At 43.3% G+C, this 24,604-nt stretch carries 18 protein-coding genes; 11 read left to right on the top strand and 7 right to left on the bottom strand.

Going from position 1 to position 24,604, the window contains the following annotated elements; genetic code table 11:
* The first annotated feature begins 148 nt into the window (after positions 1 to 148).
* Positions 149 to 763: a glutathione peroxidase gene (locus HMPREF0666_RS03960; protein ID WP_042855962.1), complete on the top strand. Its 615-nt coding sequence runs from the start codon at positions 149 to 151 to the stop codon at positions 761 to 763.
* A 249-nt stretch (positions 764 to 1,012) separates the two neighbouring features.
* Here the strand turns inward: HMPREF0666_RS03960 and HMPREF0666_RS03965 are convergent, their stop codons facing one another.
* Positions 1,013 to 1,948, bottom strand: coding sequence for a YitT family protein (locus HMPREF0666_RS03965; protein ID WP_009011034.1), 936 nt, complete (start codon positions 1,946 to 1,948; stop codon positions 1,013 to 1,015).
* Between the two features lie 261 nt (positions 1,949 to 2,209).
* Here HMPREF0666_RS03965 and ruvB point away from each other — a divergent pair, with 261 nt between their 5' ends.
* Together ruvB and HMPREF0666_RS03975 are read left to right on the top strand one after the other, a co-directional pair.
* Entirely contained in the window at positions 2,210 to 3,244 is a 1,035-nt protein-coding gene (ruvB, locus tag HMPREF0666_RS03970) for a Holliday junction branch migration DNA helicase RuvB (RefSeq protein ID WP_009011035.1), read from the top strand.
* Positions 3,245 to 3,720: 476 nt separating this feature from the next.
* Positions 3,721 to 4,713 carry an acyltransferase family protein gene (locus HMPREF0666_RS03975; RefSeq protein WP_009011036.1) on the top strand — a complete coding sequence of 331 codons (993 nt, stop codon included), beginning with the start codon at positions 3,721 to 3,723 and terminating at the stop codon, positions 4,711 to 4,713.
* Between the two features lie 91 nt (positions 4,714 to 4,804).
* Here HMPREF0666_RS03975 and yfcE read toward each other — a convergent pair whose 3' ends face one another.
* Positions 4,805 to 5,344: a phosphodiesterase gene (gene yfcE, locus HMPREF0666_RS03980; protein WP_009011037.1), complete on the bottom strand. Its 540-nt coding sequence runs from the start codon at positions 5,342 to 5,344 to the stop codon at positions 4,805 to 4,807.
* A gap of 359 nt (positions 5,345 to 5,703) precedes the next feature.
* On the opposite strand from yfcE, the gene HMPREF0666_RS03985 reads away from it, so the two are divergent.
* The 4 genes from HMPREF0666_RS03985 to HMPREF0666_RS04000 all read left to right on the top strand — a co-directional run bounded on the left by HMPREF0666_RS03985 (position 5,704) and on the right by HMPREF0666_RS04000 (position 12,472).
* On the top strand, positions 5,704 to 8,892 hold the full coding sequence (locus HMPREF0666_RS03985) for a TonB-dependent receptor (protein WP_009011039.1): 3,189 nt from the start codon (positions 5,704 to 5,706) through the stop codon (positions 8,890 to 8,892).
* A gap of 29 nt (positions 8,893 to 8,921) precedes the next feature.
* Positions 8,922 to 10,685 (top strand): RagB/SusD family nutrient uptake outer membrane protein, encoded by a 1,764-nt coding sequence (locus HMPREF0666_RS03990; RefSeq protein WP_009011040.1) that lies wholly within the window; start codon positions 8,922 to 8,924, stop codon positions 10,683 to 10,685.
* A gap of 99 nt (positions 10,686 to 10,784) precedes the next feature.
* A complete protein-coding gene (locus HMPREF0666_RS03995) occupies positions 10,785 to 11,714 on the top strand; it encodes a tetratricopeptide repeat protein (protein ID WP_009011041.1) in 930 nt (309 codons plus the stop codon).
* A gap of 224 nt (positions 11,715 to 11,938) precedes the next feature.
* Positions 11,939 to 12,472: a hypothetical protein gene (locus HMPREF0666_RS04000; protein ID WP_009011042.1), complete on the top strand. Its 534-nt coding sequence runs from the start codon at positions 11,939 to 11,941 to the stop codon at positions 12,470 to 12,472.
* A gap of 502 nt (positions 12,473 to 12,974) precedes the next feature.
* Here HMPREF0666_RS04000 and aspA read toward each other — a convergent pair.
* Together aspA and HMPREF0666_RS04010 are read right to left on the bottom strand one after the other, a co-directional pair.
* A complete protein-coding gene (gene aspA, locus HMPREF0666_RS04005) occupies positions 12,975 to 14,387 on the bottom strand; it encodes an aspartate ammonia-lyase (RefSeq protein ID WP_009011043.1) in 1,413 nt (470 codons plus the stop codon).
* Positions 14,388 to 14,615: 228 nt separating this feature from the next.
* Entirely contained in the window at positions 14,616 to 15,824 is a 1,209-nt protein-coding gene (locus HMPREF0666_RS04010) for a porin (protein ID WP_009011044.1), read from the bottom strand.
* A gap of 662 nt (positions 15,825 to 16,486) precedes the next feature.
* Between HMPREF0666_RS04010 and HMPREF0666_RS04015 the strand changes: the two genes are divergently transcribed.
* A complete protein-coding gene (locus tag HMPREF0666_RS04015; protein ID WP_009011045.1) occupies positions 16,487 to 17,122 on the top strand; it encodes a DUF4294 domain-containing protein in 636 nt (211 codons plus the stop codon).
* A 278-nt stretch (positions 17,123 to 17,400) separates the two neighbouring features.
* On the opposite strand, the gene HMPREF0666_RS04020 is transcribed toward HMPREF0666_RS04015, so the two are convergent.
* The 3 genes from HMPREF0666_RS04020 to dapB all read right to left on the bottom strand — a co-directional run bounded on the left by HMPREF0666_RS04020 (position 17,401) and on the right by dapB (position 20,865).
* A complete protein-coding gene (locus HMPREF0666_RS04020; RefSeq protein WP_009011046.1) occupies positions 17,401 to 18,072 on the bottom strand; it encodes a WbqC family protein in 672 nt (223 codons plus the stop codon).
* Positions 18,073 to 18,265: 193 nt separating this feature from the next.
* A complete protein-coding gene (gene lepB, locus HMPREF0666_RS04025) occupies positions 18,266 to 19,795 on the bottom strand; it encodes a signal peptidase I (RefSeq protein WP_009011047.1) in 1,530 nt (509 codons plus the stop codon).
* A gap of 314 nt (positions 19,796 to 20,109) precedes the next feature.
* Positions 20,110 to 20,865, bottom strand: a complete 756-nt coding sequence (dapB, locus tag HMPREF0666_RS04030) for a 4-hydroxy-tetrahydrodipicolinate reductase (RefSeq protein WP_009011049.1) — start codon at positions 20,863 to 20,865, stop codon at positions 20,110 to 20,112.
* A gap of 430 nt (positions 20,866 to 21,295) precedes the next feature.
* On the opposite strand from dapB, the gene HMPREF0666_RS04035 reads away from it, so the two are divergent.
* From HMPREF0666_RS04035 to dprA, 3 genes are all read left to right on the top strand, one after another.
* Positions 21,296 to 22,606 (top strand): DUF2851 family protein, encoded by a 1,311-nt coding sequence (locus HMPREF0666_RS04035; protein WP_009011050.1) that lies wholly within the window; start codon positions 21,296 to 21,298, stop codon positions 22,604 to 22,606.
* A gap of 85 nt (positions 22,607 to 22,691) precedes the next feature.
* A complete protein-coding gene (locus HMPREF0666_RS04040) occupies positions 22,692 to 23,099 on the top strand; it encodes a thioesterase family protein (protein ID WP_009011051.1) in 408 nt (135 codons plus the stop codon).
* 74 nt (positions 23,100 to 23,173) lie between these two features.
* Positions 23,174 to 24,292, top strand: coding sequence for a DNA-processing protein DprA (gene dprA / locus HMPREF0666_RS04045; RefSeq protein ID WP_009011052.1), 1,119 nt, complete (start codon positions 23,174 to 23,176; stop codon positions 24,290 to 24,292).
* The last annotated feature ends 312 nt before the right edge of the window (positions 24,293 to 24,604 follow it).

Raw genomic sequence — 24,604 nt, forward strand, 5'->3', positions numbered from 1 at the left:
ATAGTATTACATGTAACTAACTACAGGACAGTCACTCCCAATACTGTACCCCTATTAATAACCAAGAAAGAATATATACGATACCAACCATTTATCCCCTACCCTCTCATTAGGGCTTAAATGAATGTGAATATCAATGATTAAATGTATGAAGAAACTATTATCAATCATCTTCTTAGCCCTTATGGCGTTGCCAACCATGGCTCAGAAGAATGTTTACAAGTTTAGTGTAAAGGACGGTAATGACCATACCGTTAAGTTGAAAGACTACAAGGGTAAGGTGCTGCTCATCGTGAACACGGCGACAAAATGCGGATTTACACCACAGTACGAGGCCTTACAAAAACTCTATGAGACCTATAAGAATCAAGGATTTGTCGTCCTTGACTTCCCTTGTAATCAGTTTGGTGCACAGGCACCTGGCTCCTTCCGCGACATACACGACTTCTGTACAGGCAACTATGGGACCACTTTTCCACAGTTCGCAAAGGTTAATGTCAATGGACGCAACGAGTCACAGCTCTACACTTACCTAAAGGCTCAACAGCCATTCAAGGGCTTTGACATGAATAATAACATCGGTAAGTTCCTCGATGAGAGGTTTCGTAAGGAGAACCCAGACTACTTCAAGGATCCAAGTATCAAATGGAACTTCACAAAGTTCCTAATAGATAGACAGGGACATGTCATCGATCGCTTTGAACCAACAGCTGATATGAAAGACGTTGAGGCTGGTATTAAGGCGGCTTTGAGGATGAAGTAAAGGCTAAGAAGGCTATTAGCCTTATTAGGCTAATGGGCCTTATAGGGCTAATAAAGCAATTAGCCTTATTAGGCCAATGGGCCTTATAGGGCTAATAAAGCAATTAGGCCTATTGGGCCAATGGGCCTTATTGGGCTAATAAAGCAATAAGCCTTATTGGGCCAATGGGCCTTATAGGGCCAATAAGCCCAATACTCCCAAAGCAAAGCCGGCTAACACGCAACCACGTGTCAGCCGGCTTTGTTCGTTTTATTGCTTAGGCAGATTAGTAAAGTTCTGCTTATTCTTATTAGGTGACTTCTTCTTCACCTTAAACTTATCAAATCCTTTACCAAACACACCCATTACCTGACTCTGAGTTACGAATGCATCAGGGTCTATCTCATCAATCATTCGATACACATAGGAGGCTTCGCGCTGGCGAGTAACTACGATAACCAACTTTATATCATGCCCAGTATAATAGCCCTTAGCATCGATTATCGTACTTGTACGGTGTGGTTGCTCTTGCGAAATCATATCACAAATCTCCTTATACCGCTCTGATATGATAAGAAACTGTACTGATCGCCGACTGGAACTGATAACTTGATCGAGCACAAACGACGTGATAATCAAGTTAACATAACCATAGATAACCAGCTCCCAACTGTGAAGAACAAGGTAGCTGCCTGTCACGATGGTCATATCAACTAACAAGATAACTCGTCCAAGGGAGATATCACGATACTTGTTAACTATCGCTGCGACAATATCCGAGCCTCCTGAACTACCGTTATAAGACAGTCCAAAGGCTAAGCCAACGCCACAGAACGCTGCACCAATGATTGCTGCCATGAACGGCTGACCGTGTAAGAGCCCCGGATTAGGGAAGAAATGCCCAAAAGCACGCGTCATTAAGGTTAGCATTACCACCCCATAGATGGTGCGAATGCAGAACTTTAAGCCTAAGACCTTTAATGCAACAGCTAAGAGAATAGCGTTCAGAACAAAGTAAGTAATACTTACGTCTATGTTCTGTCCCCATTTCAAGATGGAAGCTAAACCTGCTACTCCACCATTACCGATGTGGTTGGGAAGTAGGAAAACCATCCATCCGATAGCGTAAGACATCATACCTACGGCTATCATCACGTAGTCTAAGACTTCACGATATAGTACTTTCTTGTTAATCTTGTTAATCATATATTTAAGGATATGAGTTGAATGACGCTACAAATTTAGATATTTTTTCTGAAACAAAGCCCTCGCACAGAAAAAATAGAGTACCTTTGCAGAAAATTATATCTTCCCAATAGAGACAGACCTAACGCCATATTCGACTATTCATAGGCAAGCATAGCAGATGTATCCATAAAAGACTGTGTTTTAGGGATATGCGAACAATGTGCGAAGACACGGTCTACTCTCTCTAAAACTTACGTCTTTTTGCAGAAAGATAGCAATATGCCAGAAGAATTTGACATACATGAAGAAAGGCAGAACTCGCTTGAGAAAGATTTCGAGAACGCTCTGCGCCCTCTGAAGTTTGATGATTTCAGCGGACAGCAGAAGGTTGTTGAGAACCTTAGCGTGTTTGTTGAAGCCGCTAAATTCCGTGGGGAACCACTCGACCACACCCTCTTGCACGGTCCTCCAGGATTGGGTAAGACGACATTAAGCAATATTATTGCTAACGAACTCGGTGTTGGCTTCAAGCTTACCTCTGGTCCGGTTCTTGACAAACCGGGCGACCTTGCGGGCATTCTCACCTCTTTGGAGCCTAACGATGTTCTATTCATTGATGAGATACACCGCCTTTCTCCAGTCGTTGAGGAGTATCTTTACTCAGCGATGGAGGACTATCGTATCGACATAATGATTGATAAAGGGCCATCGGCACGGTCTATCCAAATAGACCTTAATCCGTTCACTCTCATAGGTGCAACGACGCGAAGTGGACTGCTCACAGCCCCTCTCCGCGCTCGATTCGGTATCAATCTACATTTGGAATATTATGATCCAGAGACCTTGAAGCGTATCATCAAGCGTTCAGCAACACTATTAAAAGTGCCCATTGTCGACGACGCTGCAGTAGAGATTGCACGTCGTTCACGTGGCACACCACGTATCTGTAACGCCCTACTTCGCCGTGTTCGCGACTTTGCACAAGTGAAAGGTAATGGTACTATCACACCTGAAATAGCCACCATATCACTACAGTCATTGAACATAGACACGTATGGTTTGGACGAAATCGATAATAAGATTCTACTCACTATCATCGATAAGTTCCATGGCGGTCCGGTAGGTGTTTCGACCATTGCGACGGCCATCGGCGAAGATTCTGGTACGGTTGAAGAGGTCTACGAACCTTTCCTCATCATGGAGGGATTTATCAAGAGGACACCACGAGGGCGTGTAGCGACAAAGCTTGCCTACGACCACTTGGGACGAAACTACGGTTCATCAAACCCGCTTCAACCAGGGTTATTCGACTAACAAATGCTCCATTGCAATTGTTCATACCGAACAGACGCAATGGAGTTCTTGTTTTTTATCATCTTAGAACGGCCTTTTTGCAATCATTATAAAGCTCATATTCAACACTTTATCACAGTCTCCCCTACCCTCTCACACCGTCTCATTCAAATTATTTTCATGAAGAAAAAGAATTATTTACGTGAAAAAAAATATTTTTCTTCATGAAAAGAAATATTTTTTTTCATGAAAAAAATCGCAGAGGTCTAATTCCTGCATGAAAATTCCTACTGGAAATAGCCTCAACTTATAAATGGACTCCTACTCTACTAATACTCCTTATTGACCATAAACACCTACCTGTAGCTGCCAATAAGGGCCAAATACTGAGTTTTAAGAGGGTAATTATTCTTTTACAACCGTATCTTTTTGAAGTGTCGTGCTTATTTCCTAACTTTGTCGACATGATTATTCAAATGCATAAACCTAAGCCAAGGATGGAAGAACTGGACTTTCTTAAGTTCGTCTTCATCACACTGATGATTGCTTTCCACCTTACTTATATAGGCGACACCTACCCTGTTGCCAAACAACTGGTCTATACCTTTCACATGCCGGGCTTCTTATTGGTGTCGGGTTATCTGTTTAATGTGAATAAGTCGTGGGCTGCTTTTGGGAAAACAATGCTTTGGATATTCATTCCATATACGTTGATGGAAAGCGGATACACCGTGATGGCTTCGCTTCTACCTATCCGTGAACATATTAACCATCTGACGGTAAGAATACTGATCGACCATATCTTACTTCATCCGATGGGTCCTTACTGGTATTTACATACACTCGTACTTTGCGGTATCTCGTATTATCTCGCTTTCAAAAGACCAAAAAGAGCCTTTTCATCGAGTATTAAGCAAGAGAAAACACTACTCCCTATCAAAATGATGAGTTGGGAGAATCAGATACTGTTGGGTAAGTTTACACTCTTTGCCCTATTCCTTTGGCTGCTCTCTTACGGCTGTGGACTACTCTCAATAGCCAATGCGGCCTATTTCCTTATAGGTGCTCTTGTGCGCCAATCAGTAGGTAACTTCCGCCAAGCCTTCCCCGGTCGTTGGTGGACAGTGGGCCTTTTAGTGGTGTGGTGCATCGACCCTTCCCACTATGATAAAGCAACCTTTGCAGGGGCATGTGTGGTTTTCTTGGTTATCAGTACACTGTTGTGGGTCTATCAGTTAGGTATTCCTCAACCCCTACGCAAGCTCTTTCTCTTTATCGGACGTAATACTTTACCGCTCTTACTCTTCTCCCCCATCTTCACCATACTTGCCAAATACTATCAATCTCTACTGCTCCGTATGGAGCCAACAGGAATGTTATTCCTTGTCGTTAGTGTAGCCTTCGCCATTGCAGGCTCGTATGGAATAACGTGGCTGATGGATGTCATGGGATTATCAAAGCTCTTCTTTGGCAAGAAAGGACTGATATAAGGAAGGGGATTAGGTGGTTATTGATTATTGACTTTATGGGCCTTATTAGCCCAATTAGACTAATAAGGCCCATAAAGTCAATAATTTCTCCCTATATTCTCTCCTGCTTTAGCGGTGTTCCATCAAGCGTATAAGCAGTGAAGACACCATGCTCATAAGTCATGAAAGTAGGTACGTTTCCTCCTTTGGGGAAAGTGATAGACCCAAGATTACAAACGAGTGTACCCTCCTGCTGGGTTAGCTCCCACAGATGAGTATGTCCATAGACAATCGCATCAACACTGCCTTTCGGCATGGACGACTTATTATAGATATGTCCATGCGTCAGGAAAAGCTTACGACCCTCATCAACTAAAATCAAATAGTCGCCCATCATAGGAAAATCAAGCAGCATCTGGTCTACCTCAGCATCACAGTTTCCACGTACGGCAACAATGTTATTCGCCCGTTTGTTCAGTGCTTCCACAATTCCCTTAGCGTCTATTCCCTCCGGAATAGAGTTTCGTGGACCATAGTTGAGTATGTCTCCGAGTACACAAAGCATATCGCAATGCTCACGATCATAGAACTGTAGCACCTTTTCCAGTGCTGGTAGACATCCGTGGATATCTGATACCAATAGATACTTCATATCACTTTGATTGATTGTTTACGTGGCAAAGGTAATGTTATTTTCCCATATAACCTTTTAATTTAACCCCAACTAACACATTACAGACCATCGAACAGGAGGAAGCCGACTGTTGAAAGCACTTAAAACGAGGTAACCTTTTGAGAATAAAAGGCCACAGAGAAATATGTAAAAAGAAGACACTGTTATCTAACAACATACTTGTATAAATAACACTAACACAGACTAATAGCATTAAATACTATTTTTTTAAATTATTTCCTTGATTTTATTTGATTGTTTGAAACTTTTAGCTATATTTGCGACATAATTATCTATTACAATCAACCTTACTTGGAAATAACATAAAGACCAACCTTATGAATACGAAAAGACTCTTTTTATTTACCCTATTGATGCTGTCGACACTCGCCAGCTTTGCCCAACAGGTATTCACAACCACAGGTGTTGTAGTTGACGAAACAGGCGAAACAATTATTGGTGCAACTGTTCAAGTAGTCGGTGACAGCAAACTAATAACAGCAACAGACATGGACGGTAAGTTTACACTTGCCAATGTCAAGTCTGGTGCTAAGTTGGAAGTATCTTATGTCGGCATGAAGACTTTTACTGGTCTTGCTAAACCGACAATGAAGATTACGATGCTTAATGACAACTCAGCGCTTGACGAGGTGGTTGTTACGGCCTTCGGAGAGCAGAAACGTTCGGCATTTACAGGCTCTGCAGCTATTGTTGACTCTAAAAAGATTGAGCATAAACAAGTCAATAACGTGATGAGTAGTTTGAAAGGTGAGGCTGCTGGTGTTCAGATTATAGACAACAGTGGTGAGCCTGGAGCTACCCCTTCTATCCGTGTACGTGGCTTTAGTAGTATTAGTGCAGGGCAGAGTCCATTGATTATAGTGGATGGTGCGCCTTATGATGGCGGTTGGAATAACCTTAATCCAGCCGATGTCGCTTCTGTAACCGTCCTGAAAGATGCGTCTTCAACCGCACTCTATGGAGCACGTGGAGCCAATGGCGTTATCATGGTGACTACTAAACATGCACAGGTGGGCAATGCCCGTATATCTGTCGACATGAGATGGGGTACGAATAGTCGTATTAATCGTAACTATGAGACCATAGATGACCCTGTTAAGTACTATGAGGTCTACTATGATGCACTTTATAATTATCAGCTACATGGCCTTGGCTTGACTCCTGCTCAGGCTGTAATAGAGGCTAACAAACAGCTTGTCTCATCTGGTGCGTCAGGTGGTCTGGGATATCCTATATTTACTGTTCCAAATGGAGAACAGCTCATTGGAGCTGATGGACACATGAACCCTAACGCTACATTAGGGCGTGTCATTGAACATAATGGGAAGCGTTATACTATCATACCAGACGATTGGAAGAGCTATGCCTTCCGTAATGGAATGCGCAAAGAATATGATATTAACTTAACAGGAGGTAGCGAGAAGATGCAATACTACCTTTCATTAGGTTACTTAAACAATGAGGGTGTTGCTTACCACTCGGACTTCGACCGTCTCACTGTTCGTGCTAAGGCTGACTACGAGGCACGTAAATGGTTGAAGGTGGGTACGAACATGAACTTCTCTCGGGCTAAATACCATGTGATACCATCGGACGGTAATGGTCTTTTCTATCAGTTGAATAATGTCGCTCCAATATACCCTGCCTTTATTCGAGACGAACAAGGTAACATCATAACAGATGAGAATGGACAGATGTTTGACTATGGTAATGGTGCTGTCATTGGTCTTAGACGTCCGATGCTACCTAATATCAACCCACTACAAGAGAATGCTCTAAATACGAATAGTTCAAAGGTTAATATGTATTCGCTCCATGGTTATGCGAATATCATGCCTCTTGAGGGATTGAAACTTACCCTTAATGGTACGGTGACTGTCAACAACTCTCGTGCAACTGAGACTAAACAGCCTTTCTATGGATATAGTCATACAGCCTACCCTACGGGTGTTGTGACAAGAACAAGCGACCAAACGTACTCTTATAACTTCCAACAACTGATCAACTACAACCACGACTTCGGTCATCATCACATGGAGTTACTCCTTGGACATGAGTTCTATCGCTACAGCTACGAAAACTTGTGGGGTAGTAAACTTGGTATGGCATCTTATTTCACCAACCAAACTCTTGCCGGAGCAATAAAGTTGGATAGCACAGGAGAGTCTGGTAATGGAGAGTATGAGTCTGAGGGTTTCTTCTTCCGAGGCCAGTATGACTACGACCAAAAGTACTTCGCAAGTCTTTCCTTCCGTCGTGATGCATCAAGCCGATTTGACCCTGATCACCGCTGGGGTAACTTCTACTCATTTGGTGGTGCTTGGACCATTACGAAAGAGTCTTTTATGAAACCTTATCGTTGGTTGAATATGTTCAAGCTAAAGGCTTCTTTTGGTCAGCAAGGTAATGATAATATTGGTGATTTCCACTATCTTGACACCTACAGTATCGTTAACACAAATAATAAGGTTGGATTAGTTCTATCAGAGAAGGGTAATCCTAATATCACTTGGGAGACCAATAATAACTTCAATGCAGGCTTTGATTTCGAAATGCTCAATAGCCGCTTGCGTGGAAGTATCGAATACTTCTATAAGAAAACGACTGATATGCTATGCTTCGTCTTTGCCCCTTACTCTGCAGGCTACAAGGGAACGTACGACAATATAGGTGATATGGTGAACAACGGAGTGGAGATTGACCTCGCTGCTACAGTCTTAAAGACTAAGAATATATCATGGGATGTCAACGTGAATGCCACTACTTACAAGAATGAAATTACCAAACTCGCTGACGTACTCAAAGCTGATCTCGTCGTAGATGGCCACCCTGGCTATAGTAGTGGCGATAGACTCTATGCAGAGGGACTCCCTATTTACGAGTGGTACATGCCACGTTATGCTGGTGTATCTAATGAAGGAAAGGCTATGTGGTACTACACTGACCCTGACGGAACCCTTAAAACGACAGATGTATATGGTAATGCGTCTTATTACTCATGCGGAAGTCCACACCCAGACGTCTATGGTGGCTTCGGAACAACGCTGAATGCGTATGGTTTCGACTTCTCTATCTCCTTTGCTTATTCGTTAGGAGGACTCTCATACGACAATGGTTATGCAGGTTATATGGGTCCACCGAGTGGTACCTTAGGAGGTGCAGCAATCCATAAAGACGTTCTTAACTCTTGGTCAGCAAGTAATCCGACCAGTAATATACCTCGTTGGCAATATGACGACCCAAGTGTCAGCGCTCAGTGCGACCGTTTCCTTATCAGTGGTAGTTATCTATCTCTACAGAACATCAACCTTGGCTACACCCTACCTAAGATATGGGTAAACAAGATAGGATTAGATAACATACGCATTTATGTGGCTGCTGATAACGTGTACTTCTGGAGTAAACGCAAGGGATTCGACCCACGTGGCTCTTTTTCAGGAGGAAGTAGTACATCCACCTATAGCCCTACGAGAACCATCTCTGGTGGTATTAAACTAAGCTTCTAACCATCTTCTCACATTAATACTACGTCATTATGAAACGCTTAATATCAAATCACATCATATCATTGACTATCGTTGCAGCAGCAACCTTAGGTCTTGTTTCCTGTATCGATAGTATAGAACCATCAGAGGTACTGACTTCTGAGCAAGTAAAGAAGATATCTTCCTCACAAGAAGGACTTATTAATGGTATCCTTTCTTATATGATAACCTTCGACTCTTGGGGTTCAGGCGATCCAATAAACGACTGGGGCTATCCTTGTCAGATGTTTTATAGGGAAGTATTAGGGAGTGATATCCCTGTTTACAGCAGCAATTACAGCTATTGGACAACAGTCGAAAGCGGCGTAAACACCCGTTTCAACGCTTATTACACCTATCGTTTCTATTACGATTTCATTGCCACCTGTAATAATGTGACAAGTGTCGTAGACCCAGCCACGGCTTCTCCTACCTCAAAGAACTACTTAGGTATAGCTCTAACTTACCGTGCAATGGCTTATCTCGATATAGCTCGTCAATTCGAGTTCAAGAAGACTGGCATTGCAAGTCTTGATGATAAGGCATCAAAAGATGGGATATGGGGACTCACAGTTCCTATTGTCACCGAGAAAACAACTAAAGAGATGCAGCGCCACAATCCACGTGCTCCATTCTACAAGATGTACCGTTTCATCCTTACCGACCTCAACCATGCAGAGGAGTACTTGGCCAACTACGCACGTCCCGACAAGACTTTGCCTGACCTTAGTGTAGTTTATGGACTCAAGGCCCGCCTTTGGATGGAGATGGCAAGCCGTTTCGACCAGAGCAGTGCCGACCTTGCTGCAGCCGTTGCAGCCGAGGACTCAGCAAGTATTGAGTATGACAAGTTAGGTATAACCACCGCCCGTGAGTGCTACGAAAAGGCACGCACCTACGCTCGCAAGGCTGTCAGTGGTTACAGTCCAGTTACCGAAGCCCAGTGGCTTAGCACACAAGACGGATTTAACAAGGACAATCAAGCATGGATGTGGAAGTTAGGTTATACCACACGTGAGCAAATCAGCTATATGTACTACACCTTTACCAGTACCGTGACATCGGAGACTAATTGGGGACTTGCAGGCACATACGGTGCAACACGTATGATTGGTAGTGCGCTATACGACAAGATGCCGGAAGGCGACTGGCGTCATTATGCATGGATTGACCCGACCGCAGCAGGTACACATGAGGGTTACGAGAAATACGACTCTATTACGATTGGCACCAAGAAGGAGAAGTTAACCCTCTTAGACGAGGACGCATGGAAGGAGCTACCAGCCTATGCTAACATCAAGTTCCGCCCAGCAAAGGGTAACATCTCCGACACTTACGAGGGACAATTCATAAGTCTTCCATTGATGCGCATGGAGGAGATGAAGTTTATCGACATCGAAGCGACTGCTCATTTAGATGGTGTTGCAGCAGGTGTTACGGCTCTGAAGGATTTTATAAACACCTATCGCTACACCGACAACTCCTATCAAGCAAACAATGCCACCACGATGGAGGACTTTATCAAAGAACTTATGATACAGAAACGCATAGAGTTCTGGGGCGAGGGAATCACTTACTTCGACTATAAACGTCTTGGCTTACAGGTGCGCAGAAAGGACAACACCAATTATGAACCATCTGCTCGCATCAATTCTAAGGAAGGTTATGTATGCCCATGGATGAACTTCTTCATCCTTGAATACGAGACACACAACAATGTAGCATGTAAACCTAACCCCGACACATCTGGTAGTTTGACAGTTACAAATCAATAATAACGGATGTTAAGACAGATAGTTGTTAAATAAAAAGCAGACGCTAAGAGGCGAACCTATTGTTTCGTCTTTGGCGTCTGCTTTCTTAATAGAGGAAAGATGGAGATAAGAGACATCTTTACACTTCGTAAACAAGGGCGAACAGAAGAGGCTTACGCAGCCATTCTCCCTATGTATGCGGTCCACAAAGGGCATTATACCACCATTGCCATGTTCTGGGTAGGGGTCGACATGATGAAGCTCCGCTATCAACAGCGGCAGTTAGAAGAAGCTTATAAGATATTCCGAAGTCTGTTGAGGCTCTATCCTACGATGGACGACAAGGACCTTAAAGGACAGAGCACTTTAATGCGTGCTGCCTTGTTGGTCTTCGAGCACCATCCAGGATTTTCCATGATCGATTTCATAACACAGTGGGGTATCACCCGACTAACGGACGATGATTGGCGAATGGAGCAAGGGAACGGCCATCCAATACCCTCTATAGGAATGCGTATAGTAGGGAAAGTCTTCAAGGAGGTAGAGAGTAAGCCTACTGTTGACATGGCGTTGAAGGCTGCACCGATATTAGCAGAGGCGCTAAAGCACAGCCCCTATAACATGCACAACCAACGTTACAAGGCGATGATATATCGAATTATGGGCAAGAAGGACAAGGCTATCAACATCTACACCCATCTTATCAAGAACCACCGACAGTCTTATCTCTTTCACGAACTATCCGAACTCATTGACGATGAGCGCTACAAGATTGCACTTCTCTGTAAAGCCATCGCTGTACAACGTGAGGAAAAGTTCCGACAGCGCATGCGCTTTACCCTTGCGGGGCTACTCTTCAGAAGAGACAAAGCCCGTGCTCGTTACGAACTCGATAAATGTATTGCTATGCGCAAGCAGTTAGGCTATTCCATCACATGGGAGATGCAGAACCTTGCAGCAAGTCTGGCAGATATAGCACCAGTATCAGAAGCTAACGAAAAGAGCTTCTATAGGGAGCAAGAAGTAGTATTGAAAGAGCTTGCAAGATAGTCGTTCACATGCCCAATTACCATATTGTTCAAGATTTGCAAGGCTTGGACAGATTCTTACATAGCATAATCTAAACATCAACTAACAATACACTGTAAGCTCATCGTTACTACCCTACAAAAAGAAATATCCCTTCTTTTGTCATTTTCTAATAATTTCTTATCGATTCCACTACCTTTTTAATACCTTTGCAAAACATGTTGTAAAACACTTTCATCAGCTTTATGAAACACTTATATCTATCCGCTTTATTCCTTTTGGGCTTAACATCCTGTCAAATAGGAGGCTTAACTTCGGGTTATTCACATCTTTCAGCTACACAAAAGGAGAGAGTCGTAACACTTGAAGACGATATTGATGCTATTCATGACTTCTCAAAAGTATATACAGTCAGCATCAATCAGGTAAAACAATACATCGAATCACACGATAGAGTACTGCTATATGACTATACACCCTTTTGTCGTTCAACCTATTGTGTGTCGCCTTCAGCCTTAGTATCTCAGTGCAAAGACAAGGGAATTAACGTCCTTGTCATATCGAATATATATGACGACATATTCAAACAAAAGCATACTACCTTCCCTATGCTGATGATTGATACGAAGCAGTTCTCGACTAAATGGAGAGCAAAATACCATGATCTTTTCTATTTACCCTTGACCGGACATACAGACAAGGAACTGAACTACGCCAGTTTTCATTACTTTGAGAAAGGAAAATACATCAAGAGTTTCAAAAGCCCAAACGACATTTAACTCTCTTATTCACGGCAGAATAATACATTCCCAAGCCGCAGAATGACATAGTATATACCAATAACAAGGAAGTAGAGGTTGGACATTTATCGTCCAATCTCTACTTTTCTTTTCGCCAAGTAATGGCCAATTAATACATCACCGAGACTGAAAACGCACAATATCGAGCAGCGACAAGGAGACATCACCACGTCAAATTCAAATTATTTTCATGAAAAGAAATAATTATTTTCACGACAGGAAATATTTTTTTTCATGAGTGGAAATATTTTTTTTCATGAAAAAAAATCGGAAAGGCACATCTATCAGAGGAAAAAGACACAATCGGAAACAGTGTTTTTGGACCATATCAGACATCTTGTCAGCGCTATGCAAGGCAACACCCACAGCCCCTATAAAACGAAAGATGCCGTATCCAACTCACAAATACGGCATCTTCACTATAGTAATCATGCGAGAAACAGCTATGTACTGTTAGTCTACACGACCGAAAAAAAGCATTTTATTTCACTCTCTCCTCTGGTGCGAGCATGTGTTCTGGTGATAGGATAGCATCGAGTTTCTCCTTAGAAAGCAGCTTGTGTTCGAGTACGAGGTCGTAAACAGAGCCTCCTGTTGCAAGCGCCTCCTTAGCAATTTTCGTGCTATTCTTGTATCCTATGTATGGATTAAGTGCTGTCACGATACCAATAGAGTGCTTAACCATCTCAAGACAACGGTCCTTATTCACCGTGATACCGTCGATACACTTCTCACGCAGCGTGTCCATTGCATTAGGCAACCATGTTAGGTCCTCAATAAGACACTCAGTGATGATTGGTTCCATCACATTCAACTGCAACTGACCAGCCTCAGCAGCAATCATCACAGTCGTATCGTTACCAATAACCTTGAAACATGTCTGGTTCGTAACCTCAGGGATAACAGGGTTCACCTTACCTGGCATGATACTTGAACCCGGTGCCATCGGTGGGAGATTAATCTCATTCAGACCGCAACGAGGACCAGATGCCAACAAACGAAGGTCGTTACAAATCTTAGAAAGCTTAACGGCAAGACGCTTCAACGCACTTGAATAGCTTACGTATGCACCTGTGTCAGGGGTTGCCTCGACAAGGTCAACACCAGCAATGAACTCCATTCCCGTCAGTTCGCTGAGCTTTTCTGCACAAATCTTAGGGAAGCCAGGGGCAGCATTAAGACCAGTTCCGATCGCAGTACCACCCATATTAATTTCATGTAAGAGGGCAGCATTACGATTTAAGTTAGCTATCTCCTCCTCCAAAGTATTCGCAAAAGCATTAAACTCCTGTCCGCTTGTCATAGGGACAGCGTCCTGCAGCTGTGTACGTCCCATCTTAATGACATGCTTAAATTCCTCCCCTTTCCTACGGAAAGCAGCGATAAGCTCGCTAAGAGAGGCCACAAGCTTCTTATTAAGCAGGATAAGTGTCAGACGAATAGTCGTTGGATAGACATCATTCGTTGACTGTCCGCAGTTAGCATGGTCGTTAGGAGAGCAGTACTGGAACTCTCCCTTCTTATGACCCATAATCTCGCAAGCACGGTTAGCGATAACTTCATTGGCATTCATATTGACAGATGTGCCCGCACCTCCTTGTACCATATCGGTCACAAAGTTCTCGTGCATCTTGCCATCGATGATTTCACGGCATGCTTCCGACATCGCATCAGCCACCTCGTTACTAATCTCACCGAGTTGACGATTAGTCTCTACAGCAGCTAATTTGACGTAAGCTATTGCCACGACATAGTCTGGGTAGTCGCACATACGCTTGCGTGAGATGTGGTAGTTGTTAATGGCACGCTGTGTTTGTACGCCATAATAAGCCTCTTCTGGTACTTTTAGTTCACCTAAGAGGTCGCTTTCTACACGAAATTTCTTTTCTTCCATGATTCTATATTGATAAAGTTAGCGTTATTCTCGTTCGCATGTGGGAAGAGAATGAACAGTTTTTTTCATTCATGAGGATGTTTCAGAAGACCGATAGAGGCAGCGTTTACGACTGCTATTAGGCTATTCTTTTAGGCCGACAAGCCATGTCTCTCCCCCTTAACCATTGAGGGACAGCAGTCTGACAGGCGCCCTTCAGCATCTTTCCAATCCTTTTGTATCCTACATTTAATAAGCCTTTATTCTGTACTTAAAGCCCAATTCAATGCGGTTAGTATTGTATTTATCCAAGCCAACACCGTCCTTATAGGTCACCTTACGCCCCACATAAGCCAAGAACACACGGAAGTCTTGACTCTTAACAGGGTAATACTCCACGCTGCCGACATATCCGTAACTCTTACGGAAGTCTTTGAAACGGTCGACCTTCGTAACACTTGCCGTCTCATACATGCCTTTCAACATCAGATTCCATTGTGGAGCAAACTGCCAATTAAGCTTTGTTATGAACGACGTATAGTGCACATCGCTCATCCAAACCTCCCCTCCAACAGCTGGGAAGAAATCCCTCACTTCTCTTGATGCCAAGCCAAAGCGGTCGAGTCCATCGTTCTGATACATATAATCGAAGTACCATTGCAGTCTGTCTAAGTTCAGTTTCTGGCCAAGAATAAGCATACGACTATACTTATGGCGGGCTTCTCCTTCTATTCCCCACGACCATCTCGTAAGCAACCTATTGTTCAGAAAGCTACCATTCCAGCCCAAGCTGTATCCGAGTGGGATGCGTGTCTTCTCCAATATTCGGTTTTGAGTACCGTCACCTTCGATTGCCAGCGAGTTATCACCATACACATCAGCAAACTTATCATTGTGCGCATTGGTCACGCCAACGACAATCTCCTGTGTAGGGACAGGTTTATAATTAACGACAACACCACCTAAATAGCACTCCAAGCCGCCAGTCAAGTCCGAATACTCATAGATATAGATAGGATTCTCATCCACTTCATAGCCACCAAAGGGCTGGAATATCTTACCAGCCTCAACCGAAAGCTTATCAGAAAACCTATATCCAATCATCACGACATCGGTAGATCGGGCGAAATTATCCTCACTTCTTGCCACGTTCGAATTAGTCATACGATAGCAGAAACGGTAGTATAACTTATCAGTTAAGTTACCTTTAATCTCAAGGCGCAAGTGTTTATTCTTAAAGCCCGTGCTCCATTCGTGCTCATTATCCGTCTCCACCTGTGCACTGGCGGCAGTATTGAGATAGACATTGAACATATCATTACTCTTTTTCAGCTTTGTCACCTCTTCAGCAAGCGATTTAAAGTGACCATCATCACCTCCGTAGCCATGATTGTCTTGTGCGTTCATACTTACAGAAAGTGCTAACAGGCAGCAGCACAATAGTGTCTTCCTCGTCATGATATATGTCTTAGTTCATTAATATTTTTAAGGATAACCCCTACTAAAGAAGGCGAACACGCTCCTTATCCAGCATTATCCAAACGATTAATGGTTGTTTTAGCCGTAACAGACTTACATCTAAGAAGATAGTAACCCTTATAGAGAGTGTTGTTTTCAACGTAATGGTTTGTTTCACAAAAGTAGGAAAAATATTGATAGGTCACTCATTTGAGATAAATAAAAATATCGCATTTAACTTTCTTTAGCGTCATATAGCAAGCTAAAGGGGCAAAAACTCCAAAGAAGAAAAGGTGTATTATTAACATTTTGTCAGTCCAAATGGTCCCATCATCCCCCTCTTCTCACTTACGACATCATCCGAACAAGCCCCAAAAGCATCATTTTTCTCACGCGAAACAACCTCATATAGAACGAATATATAGTATGAAATACAAATTATTAATAAAATCCTAACCCACGTCAGAAATAATCGCTACTTTTGCAGAAAGCTAATTACACGCAGCAAAAGGACTGTGTTATCGAGCAGCACAGACGAACGATTAAACCGCAACGGCCTGTGTTCATCTCAGCTCTTGAGGTAGGATAAACGCCAAATCCATCGTAAGTTCTCCCCTCATTAACGTCCGCTCCAGCAGCGTGTAGTACTATTCTTATCAATTATGAGTAAACGATTGCTTTTCACACTTGGACTTTCAATGTTGCTCTCGACGGCTGCAACAGCACAAGACCATATCAACCCCGAGGATCGCACGGTCGATATGGACTCTCCAACGTTCGTCCCTATGGTCCATATAGGTAAGGCGAAGGTGGGAGCAGACAGTATTCAATATGTCAGAACAAGTAATGTTTACGTCTTCCCACCCTTAGAGTTTAAGAATAAAGCACAAGAGACAGCCTATTACCGACTGGTTTATAACATCAAAAAGGTTCTTCCGGTAGCCAAAGAGTGTCACCAGATTATCCTTGAGACAGGCGCATATCTTGAGACTATCCCAACCAAAAAAGAGCGTGACGAACACATGAAGAAGGTAGAGAAGGAAATCTGGAACACCTATAAGCCACGTATGAAGAAACTAACTTTCACGCAAGGTAAGCTACTTATTAAGCTCATTGACCGTGAGTGTAATTCAACATCCTACGAGCTTGTACAAGCCTTCCTCGGTCCTGTAAGAGCAGGTTTTTATCAAGCATTTGCCTGGGCCTTTGGTAGTAGTCTTAAGAAACGATACGACCCAAAGGGCGCTGACAGACTCGTAGAGCGCATTGTCTTGCAGGTTGAGGCTGGTCAGTTATAGTCCTACTGTCCCTTTTCTCCGACTTAGAAGAGGGCAAAACAAAACCGATAAAAAACTGAATAGAAAAGGCGTAGAGCTGTTATAAAACAACACCTCTGCGCCTTTTCCAAATTATTTTCATGAAAAAAAATCTTTTTCTTCATGAAAATAAATATTTCTTGTCGTGAAAAAAAATATTTTTTTTCATGAAAATAATTCGTAAGACTTACCTTTAAGATATTTAACGAGTAAGATAGAAGGGGATTCTTACAGCTTAGTAATCACTGTATTGACGAACTTTATAGGTATAATACACTCTCATTACCCTCATTGAAAAGCAAGTCGAGGATACTAAGATTAGGTAGGAAACCAAATTTCTGTTGGTAGACTTGATAGTAGCGACGAGGAACAAAGTCGGTGTCAATGCCTGGATGTTTAGGACGAATGGCTTCTCTAAAATCGACGGTTCCATCGGGAAGACTCGTCTGATAGCTATCTGTGCGTCGCATACACGGTATAATATCGATGAGTTCGCACATCTTAAGCGTTATCTCCCAGTTGAAGTCATAGAGAAAGACCCACTTCCGCTCGAAAAAAGGGCGTATATCGTCCTCATAATACTCAAAGAATGGACTCTCACCGTAGGACGACTGCAAGGCATTCCAGTGTTGATGGCGCCAGTTATCGTGGTCGCTAATACGCACATCCTTCATCGGGCACTTCGCTCCCTCATACTTTTCAACAGGGATAGAGAGGGCTTGCGGACCATTCGCAGACGCAATTACACAACGATTACGATAGGTTTGCTTTACGAAATTATCGTGTTGTTCTATCAAGCAACTACTATATCGATTCAGTTTTTGGTACCATTGAATAGGTGCAAAGTAAGCAGAAGATAACAAGACCTCGCCACCCTCTTCAGAAGAAGGGAATGTTAAGTCGTTGATATAACCATTATCAAGATTGGTCATAAAGCTTATTTTTGACGATAATAATATGATTAAGGGATAAATAAAAGGAGAGGATGCGCAAGCTACCAAGCTCTGGTAAGCGTTGCACCTCCTCTCCTTCAGAAGTATATGGAGACATCCTGCCTCCTATTGCGCCCTATTCGACATTCCTCATGTCCCCTCTTTCGAGACGGATTGGGGAAGTCCTTTGGACTTACTTAATATTATCTACCCAGTTGAACAGTCTGTGCCAACGAATACCACTAAATCCCTTGCGGTCAGGATCACTTGACCACCAGATGAAGATAGGCTTACCGACGATGTGATCCTCAGGTACAAAGCCCCAATAACGACTGTCGGCAGAGTTATGGCGGTTGTCACCCATCATCCAATAGTAGTCCATCTTGAAGGTGTAACTATTGGCAGGTTTACCGTTGATGTATATCTTTCCGTTCTTAACCTGTAGGTCGTTGCTCTCATAAACCTTGATACAACGCTCATAAACAGGGAGGTTCTCTAACGTTAAAGTAACCGATTTACCCTTTGCAGGAATCCATATAGGACCATAGTTATCACGTGTCCAGCCTGTATAAGCATTGAGTGGATAGTAAAGACCAGCGTAGATATCCTTGTCAGTAACAATTCGCATAGACTTAACAATGCCTTGTCGCTTCAGCTCAGCAGCTGCACTTTTAGTCAATGGCATATATCCATCGTAAGCCAATGTAGCTCTATTAAGCACGTAGCCTTGGTTGAGGTCGTAGCCATGTAGACGTCCTAATGTCTGTACATCTTCGTCACTTATGTTATACTCCTTGCGGAGCTCGTCGAAACGCTCACCCATGAAGTCAGCGACAGAGATATTCTTAAACTTGATAAAGTAGGTATATTCTACATTCTCAGGCTCTTTATTAGGTTTCCCATCGAGGTAGACTATCCTATTCTTTATCTGTAAAGTCTGTCCAGGCAGACCCACACAACGCTTCACGTAATTCTCTCTTCTGTCAGTAGGACGCCATCCTAACGTACCGAAAGTGCCCACGTTTTTGATGATATAATTCCTTCCCATAGCGTAAGCCTTATCAAAGAAAGCACGCTGTTGGAGGGTGTTCATGTCTGCCAAACGAATGTTTCTATTCTGTTGAGCAAGGAAGTTTGTGCCGTATGTATAGGCGTCATGATAGTAGTCATTACCCTGGTAAGCAGGCTCAGTCATAATGGTGTCGCCTGCAGGAAAGTTGAAAACAACAATGTCATTCAGCTCTACTTTACCCAAGCCCTTCACCCTACGGTAGTCCCAATGTGGCCAAGAGATATAGCTCTTAGTATTGATAATAGGCAAGGTGTGCTGGGTCAGCGGCATTGTCAACGGTGTCTCCGGGATACGCGGACCATAGCTAACCTTCGAAACAAAGAGGTAATCGCCCGTAAGGAGCGATTTCTCAAGGGAGGAAGAAGGGATAACATAGTTCTGGAAGAAGAACAAGTTGATGAAATACACAGCCACCAACGCAAATACAAGTGCGTCTACCCATCCCATGATAAAGCGGATCGGGCCCTCAGAGTCCTCCCACCACTTCCATCGTATCTTCTTTGTTATATAATAATCGAAGATAAAAGGAACTACTAATAGTCCCCACCAACTCTTTACCCAAACCAGGAAAAGAAGGTAGAGAACAAGCGCACAAATAAACTTAGCCCATTGTTTCTTAGGGTTTAGGGCTGCTTTTTCTTTATCTATCATACTGTATATTGAGGTGATAAATGATGATTAATGAGTGATAACGGTATGTTAGTTATTCAATATCAGTTGGAGGACGAGTGTTATGAGGAATGTCCTACTTTGTTATGGGTTACTTTCTGCGTTGTTATAAACGACTGTCAGTATTATTATATACGGTAGTTCACCTTATTATATATAGCTGCCAGCTTTATTATAAACGCCTTTCAGTATTATTATATATAATTGTCAGTCTTATTATAAATGCCTGTCAACATTTATGCTAAATACTTTTCAGTAACCATCAACACCTAACATTCAACACCCAACACCCATCACTAAAACTTAAACAAGTCGCTTGTCGTAAGCAGACCTGTATGGTCTTTCGTGTACTCGGCCGCTAAGACAGCTCCAAGAGCAAATCCCATGCGGTTATGAGCATCGTGAGTAATGGTTATCTTATCGGCTTCTGAATTGTAAATAACACTATGGATGCCCGGTACTTCACCGCAACGAATAGAAGTGATAGGCAACTCGTTGGGCGCAACATCATTCGTTCCAGACTCCGTTCCATCGGCTGCACGCTGGTAACCCTTCACCCACTTGTCTTTACGATCGAGGTCGTTAACAACCTCTTCGGCAAGAGTTATGGCTGTACCAGATGGTGCATCGAGTTTGTGCATGTGGTGAACTTCCTCTAACTCAACGTCATACTGTGGAAAACCATTCATTATCTTTGCTAAGTAACGATTGACAGCTGAGAAGATGGCAACGCCTACAGAGAAATTACTTGACCAAAACAAAGTATGTCCCTCTTCGTTACATAGACGCTCAATCTCGGTCTTTTGTGTTTGCATCCAGCCTGTAGTACCACTTACAACCTTCTTGTTACGACCAAAAGCACGCATGCAATTACCGAAAGCAGACCCTGGGCTTGTAAACTCAATGACGACATCGGCCGATGCAAATCCAGGTGAATCAATCTCTTGAATATTATCAAGATCAACGATACTTACGATTTCGTGGCCACGTGCAAGGGCTACCTTCTCTATCATCTGGCCCATCTTACCATAGCCTATCAATGCTATTTTCATAACTAAATCCGTATTAAAAACATTGCAAAGGTAGCTGATTTACGGCATAAAACAAAATAAGTTGATATATTTTTAGGCCTCCCCTGTATTTCAAGTGATTGTGCTGTCGATGCTTTCCTATGAAATACTTAACAGCATACTCGCATGTGCTCTGTCGCTTTCTAATAACTTATAGCATCTTTCCTTAGGTAGTCACAATGCTTCATAACGTATGCCTGTTTTGCTTACAGTGGTGGTTTGCACTTTTCTCTATAATGTGTAAGCATCGGGTAAAGGGAAAGTAATACTATTAAAGATAAACCTATAGAATGGAGACAAAAGTCCTTTCTTCTACACTCAGATACTAATAAAAACAGAAAATACATCGTTAAGAAGACCAATTCTACCATTTTATTTGTATATTTGCGTATTGTTAAACCAAGAATCTGTTATGGAACAACTCATCCACTACGTCTGGAAGCATAAGATGTTTCCGTTGACAGGACTCAAGACTACCGACGGACAGGAGGTAGAAGTTATTGATCCTGGACTGCATAATCGCAATGCTGGACCCGACTTCTTCAATGCCAAGGTGAAAATAAACGGCACCCTGTGGGTGGGAAATGTGGAGATTCACGACCGAGCATCGGACTGGTTCCTCCATAGACACGACCGTGACCCTAATTATAACAACGTTATACTACACGTGGCAGCGTCTATCGACGTTGATATTAAGACTCAACGAGGAGAGTATCCACCACAGGTACGACTGAAGGTGCCGCCTGACGTGCGTGAACACTACGAAGAGTTGCTCACAACAGATGAGTATCCTGCATGCTATCGCATCATCCCTAACCTCTCTAAACTAATGGTTCATTCGTGGATGAGTGCCTTACAAACAGAGCGATTAGAGCAGAAAACGGACGCAATAGTACAACGGCTGCATGACTGTGAAGGCTCATGGGAAGCGGCTTATTTCGTTACCTTGGCTCGTAACTACGGCTTCGGTATTAATGGCGATGCCTTTGAGACATGGGCAAAACACATACCTCTGCAGGACATAGCCCACCATCGTGACGATATTCAGCAGATTGAGGCCTTCTTCTTAGGCCAGGCAGGACTATTGGAAACAAACTCCATACCCGAACGCTACCAAGAGAAGGCATTGAAAGATGCCTACTTTGCACAATTAAAAAGCGAATATCAGTATCTCTCACATAAGTTCGGTCTACAGCAGATGGATGCTACTCAATGGCGCTTCCTACGCTTACGTCCACAGAACTTCCCACATATTCGGATTGCACAACTGGCCCTTCTCTACTATAATCGACAAACTGGATTATCGCAGTTGTTGGATTGTGAGACGGTTAAAGAGGTCCGGAAACTATTGACAACACAGGTGACACCCTACTGGGAGAGCCACTATGTCTTTGGAGAAGAGAGTGCGAAATGTGAGAAACGACTGTCTACAGCATCGTTGAACCTACTGATTATCAACACTGTTGTGCCTATCCTCTTCGCATACGGTACTCATAAGAATGCTGAGAAGTACTGTGATCGCGCCTTCAACTTCCTTGACACGCTAAAAGCAGAGCGTAATCACATTGTTAGGATGTGGCAGGAAGTGGGATTGACAGTGGATACTGCGGGTGATTCACAGGCCCTTATACAATTAAAGAAGGCGTATTGCGACCGCAAAGACTGTCTCCGTTGCAGAATAGGATACGAGTATCTGAAAGGGAATTCAGCATTAAAGGAATAAGAGAATAGGGCTAATAAGGCTAATGAGGACTATAAGGCTAATAGGCCTAATAAGCCTAATAAGAGTCTAAAAAACCAAATAGATTATGGAAAAGAAGAAATATGTCTTTGAGACAAGACTGGATGTTCGCGACTACGAGTGCGACATCCAAGGTATTGTAAACAATGCTAACTACTTGCATTACACCGAACATACACGTCACAGGTTCCTCAAGTCGTTAGGTGTAAGCTTCTCTGAACTACACGCAAAAGGCGTTGATGCTGTCGTAGCACGCATGCAACTCACTTATAAAGTGCCGTTTACTTGTGACGACGAAATCATCTCTCGCATGTCACTAAAGAAGAGTGGACTACGTTGGATATTCTCTCATGACCTCTTCAGGGCCAGTGATGAGCGTCTTTGTTTCCATGCTGATGTAGACCTTGTGACGCTTATCAACGGTCGTTTAGGCAGTAGCAAAGAATATGACGAAGCGTTTGCTGCCGTATTATAAAACCTTGTCTCATCTCCTAACGTCCTCCCCCTCGTAGGAAGAACGTTAGGGGTGACCTCATCAATCACACCACCATGGAATCATTATACTCAATTCTACTAACCCGACTCAGCCGTTTCAATCTCGTTGAATTAGCTGAACTCTACAGACGGGCAGGCTCTGCAACAACGGTCATCGAGCACAAAAGAGACATTAGAGAGATACTCCCCGATGCCTCAACACATCTTATACAAGCATTGAAAGATATTGACATCTGCAGAGAATGGGCTGAAAAGGAATTAGAATACGACCATCGGCATGGCATTGAGCCTATCTGCATGAATGATGAACGCTATCCACAGCGACTCAAAGAATGCCCAGACGCACCCATCCTACTCTACTTCTTCGGTAATACCGACCTCAATCAACGTCACGTAATCAATATTATTGGGACACGACACTGCACTCCCTACGGTCGAGACATTATCCATTCGTTTGTCAGAGAACTGAAGGCTCTATGCCCAGACGTACTTATCTTAAGTGGATTAGCATACGGTGTAGACATCCATGCACACCGAGAAGCCTTGGAGAATGGCTTTAACACTATCGCCGTATTAGCCCATGGACTCGACGACATCTACCCTCGTGGACACAGAGAGACCGCCCAAAAGATGATACATCAAGGTGGACTACTCACCGAATACGCCACACGAACACAGCCCATAGCCCGCAACTTCGTACAACGCAACCGTATCGTAGCTGGTTGTGCAGATGCTACTATCCTCATAGAGTCGGCTGCGAAGGGTGGAGGACTTATCACTTGCAGTATTGCACGTAGCTATGGACGTGAGGTATTCGCCTTTCCTGGCTCGGTTTATTCGGACTTTAGCGAGGGATGTAACAATCTTATCCGAGACAACGGGGCATCTCTTATCACCTCTGCTACCGACTTCATAAAGGCTATGGGGTGGGATGATGCTATCAAACTGGAGCAAGCTCAACAGCGAGGTATCGAGCGAACGCTTTTCCCTGATTTGTCTTCTGATGAGGAGACCATCGTCCGCGTGCTCACTAAAAACAATGATCTACAGATTAATCTCTTGTCTATTCAATCAAACATCCCTATCTCACGCCTCACAGGACTACTGTTCACTTTGGAAATGAAAGGCGTTATCAGGGCTATGGCTGGCGGTTGTTACCACCTTTTGGCATAGTCTATGGAATGGTAAGAGAGAGCGAAAGCTATAAGCCAACACCCTGTTTCTCTGTACCATCCGACGTATCTTCCTTTCTATAAGAACCTTTAATAGCTTTCAATCTATGGTCATAAACACCCGAACTCACCACCCTCAACCATCCTACGGAGGCTCATCACGCATCATGCCGACCTCTTTCTCCCTTCGCACAGATAGATAAACATCCATCTCATAAAGGGTCTAACCCCCGTCAGAGAACCCTCAATAGAGGTAGAACTCAACATTAGAAAGACCCCACCCCATCCTAAGCAAACAGACACCCAACAATCT

This window comes from Prevotella sp. C561 (genome assembly GCF_000224595.1).
In the GTDB taxonomy this organism is placed as follows: Bacteria; Bacteroidota; Bacteroidia; order Bacteroidales; family Bacteroidaceae; genus Prevotella; species Prevotella jejuni.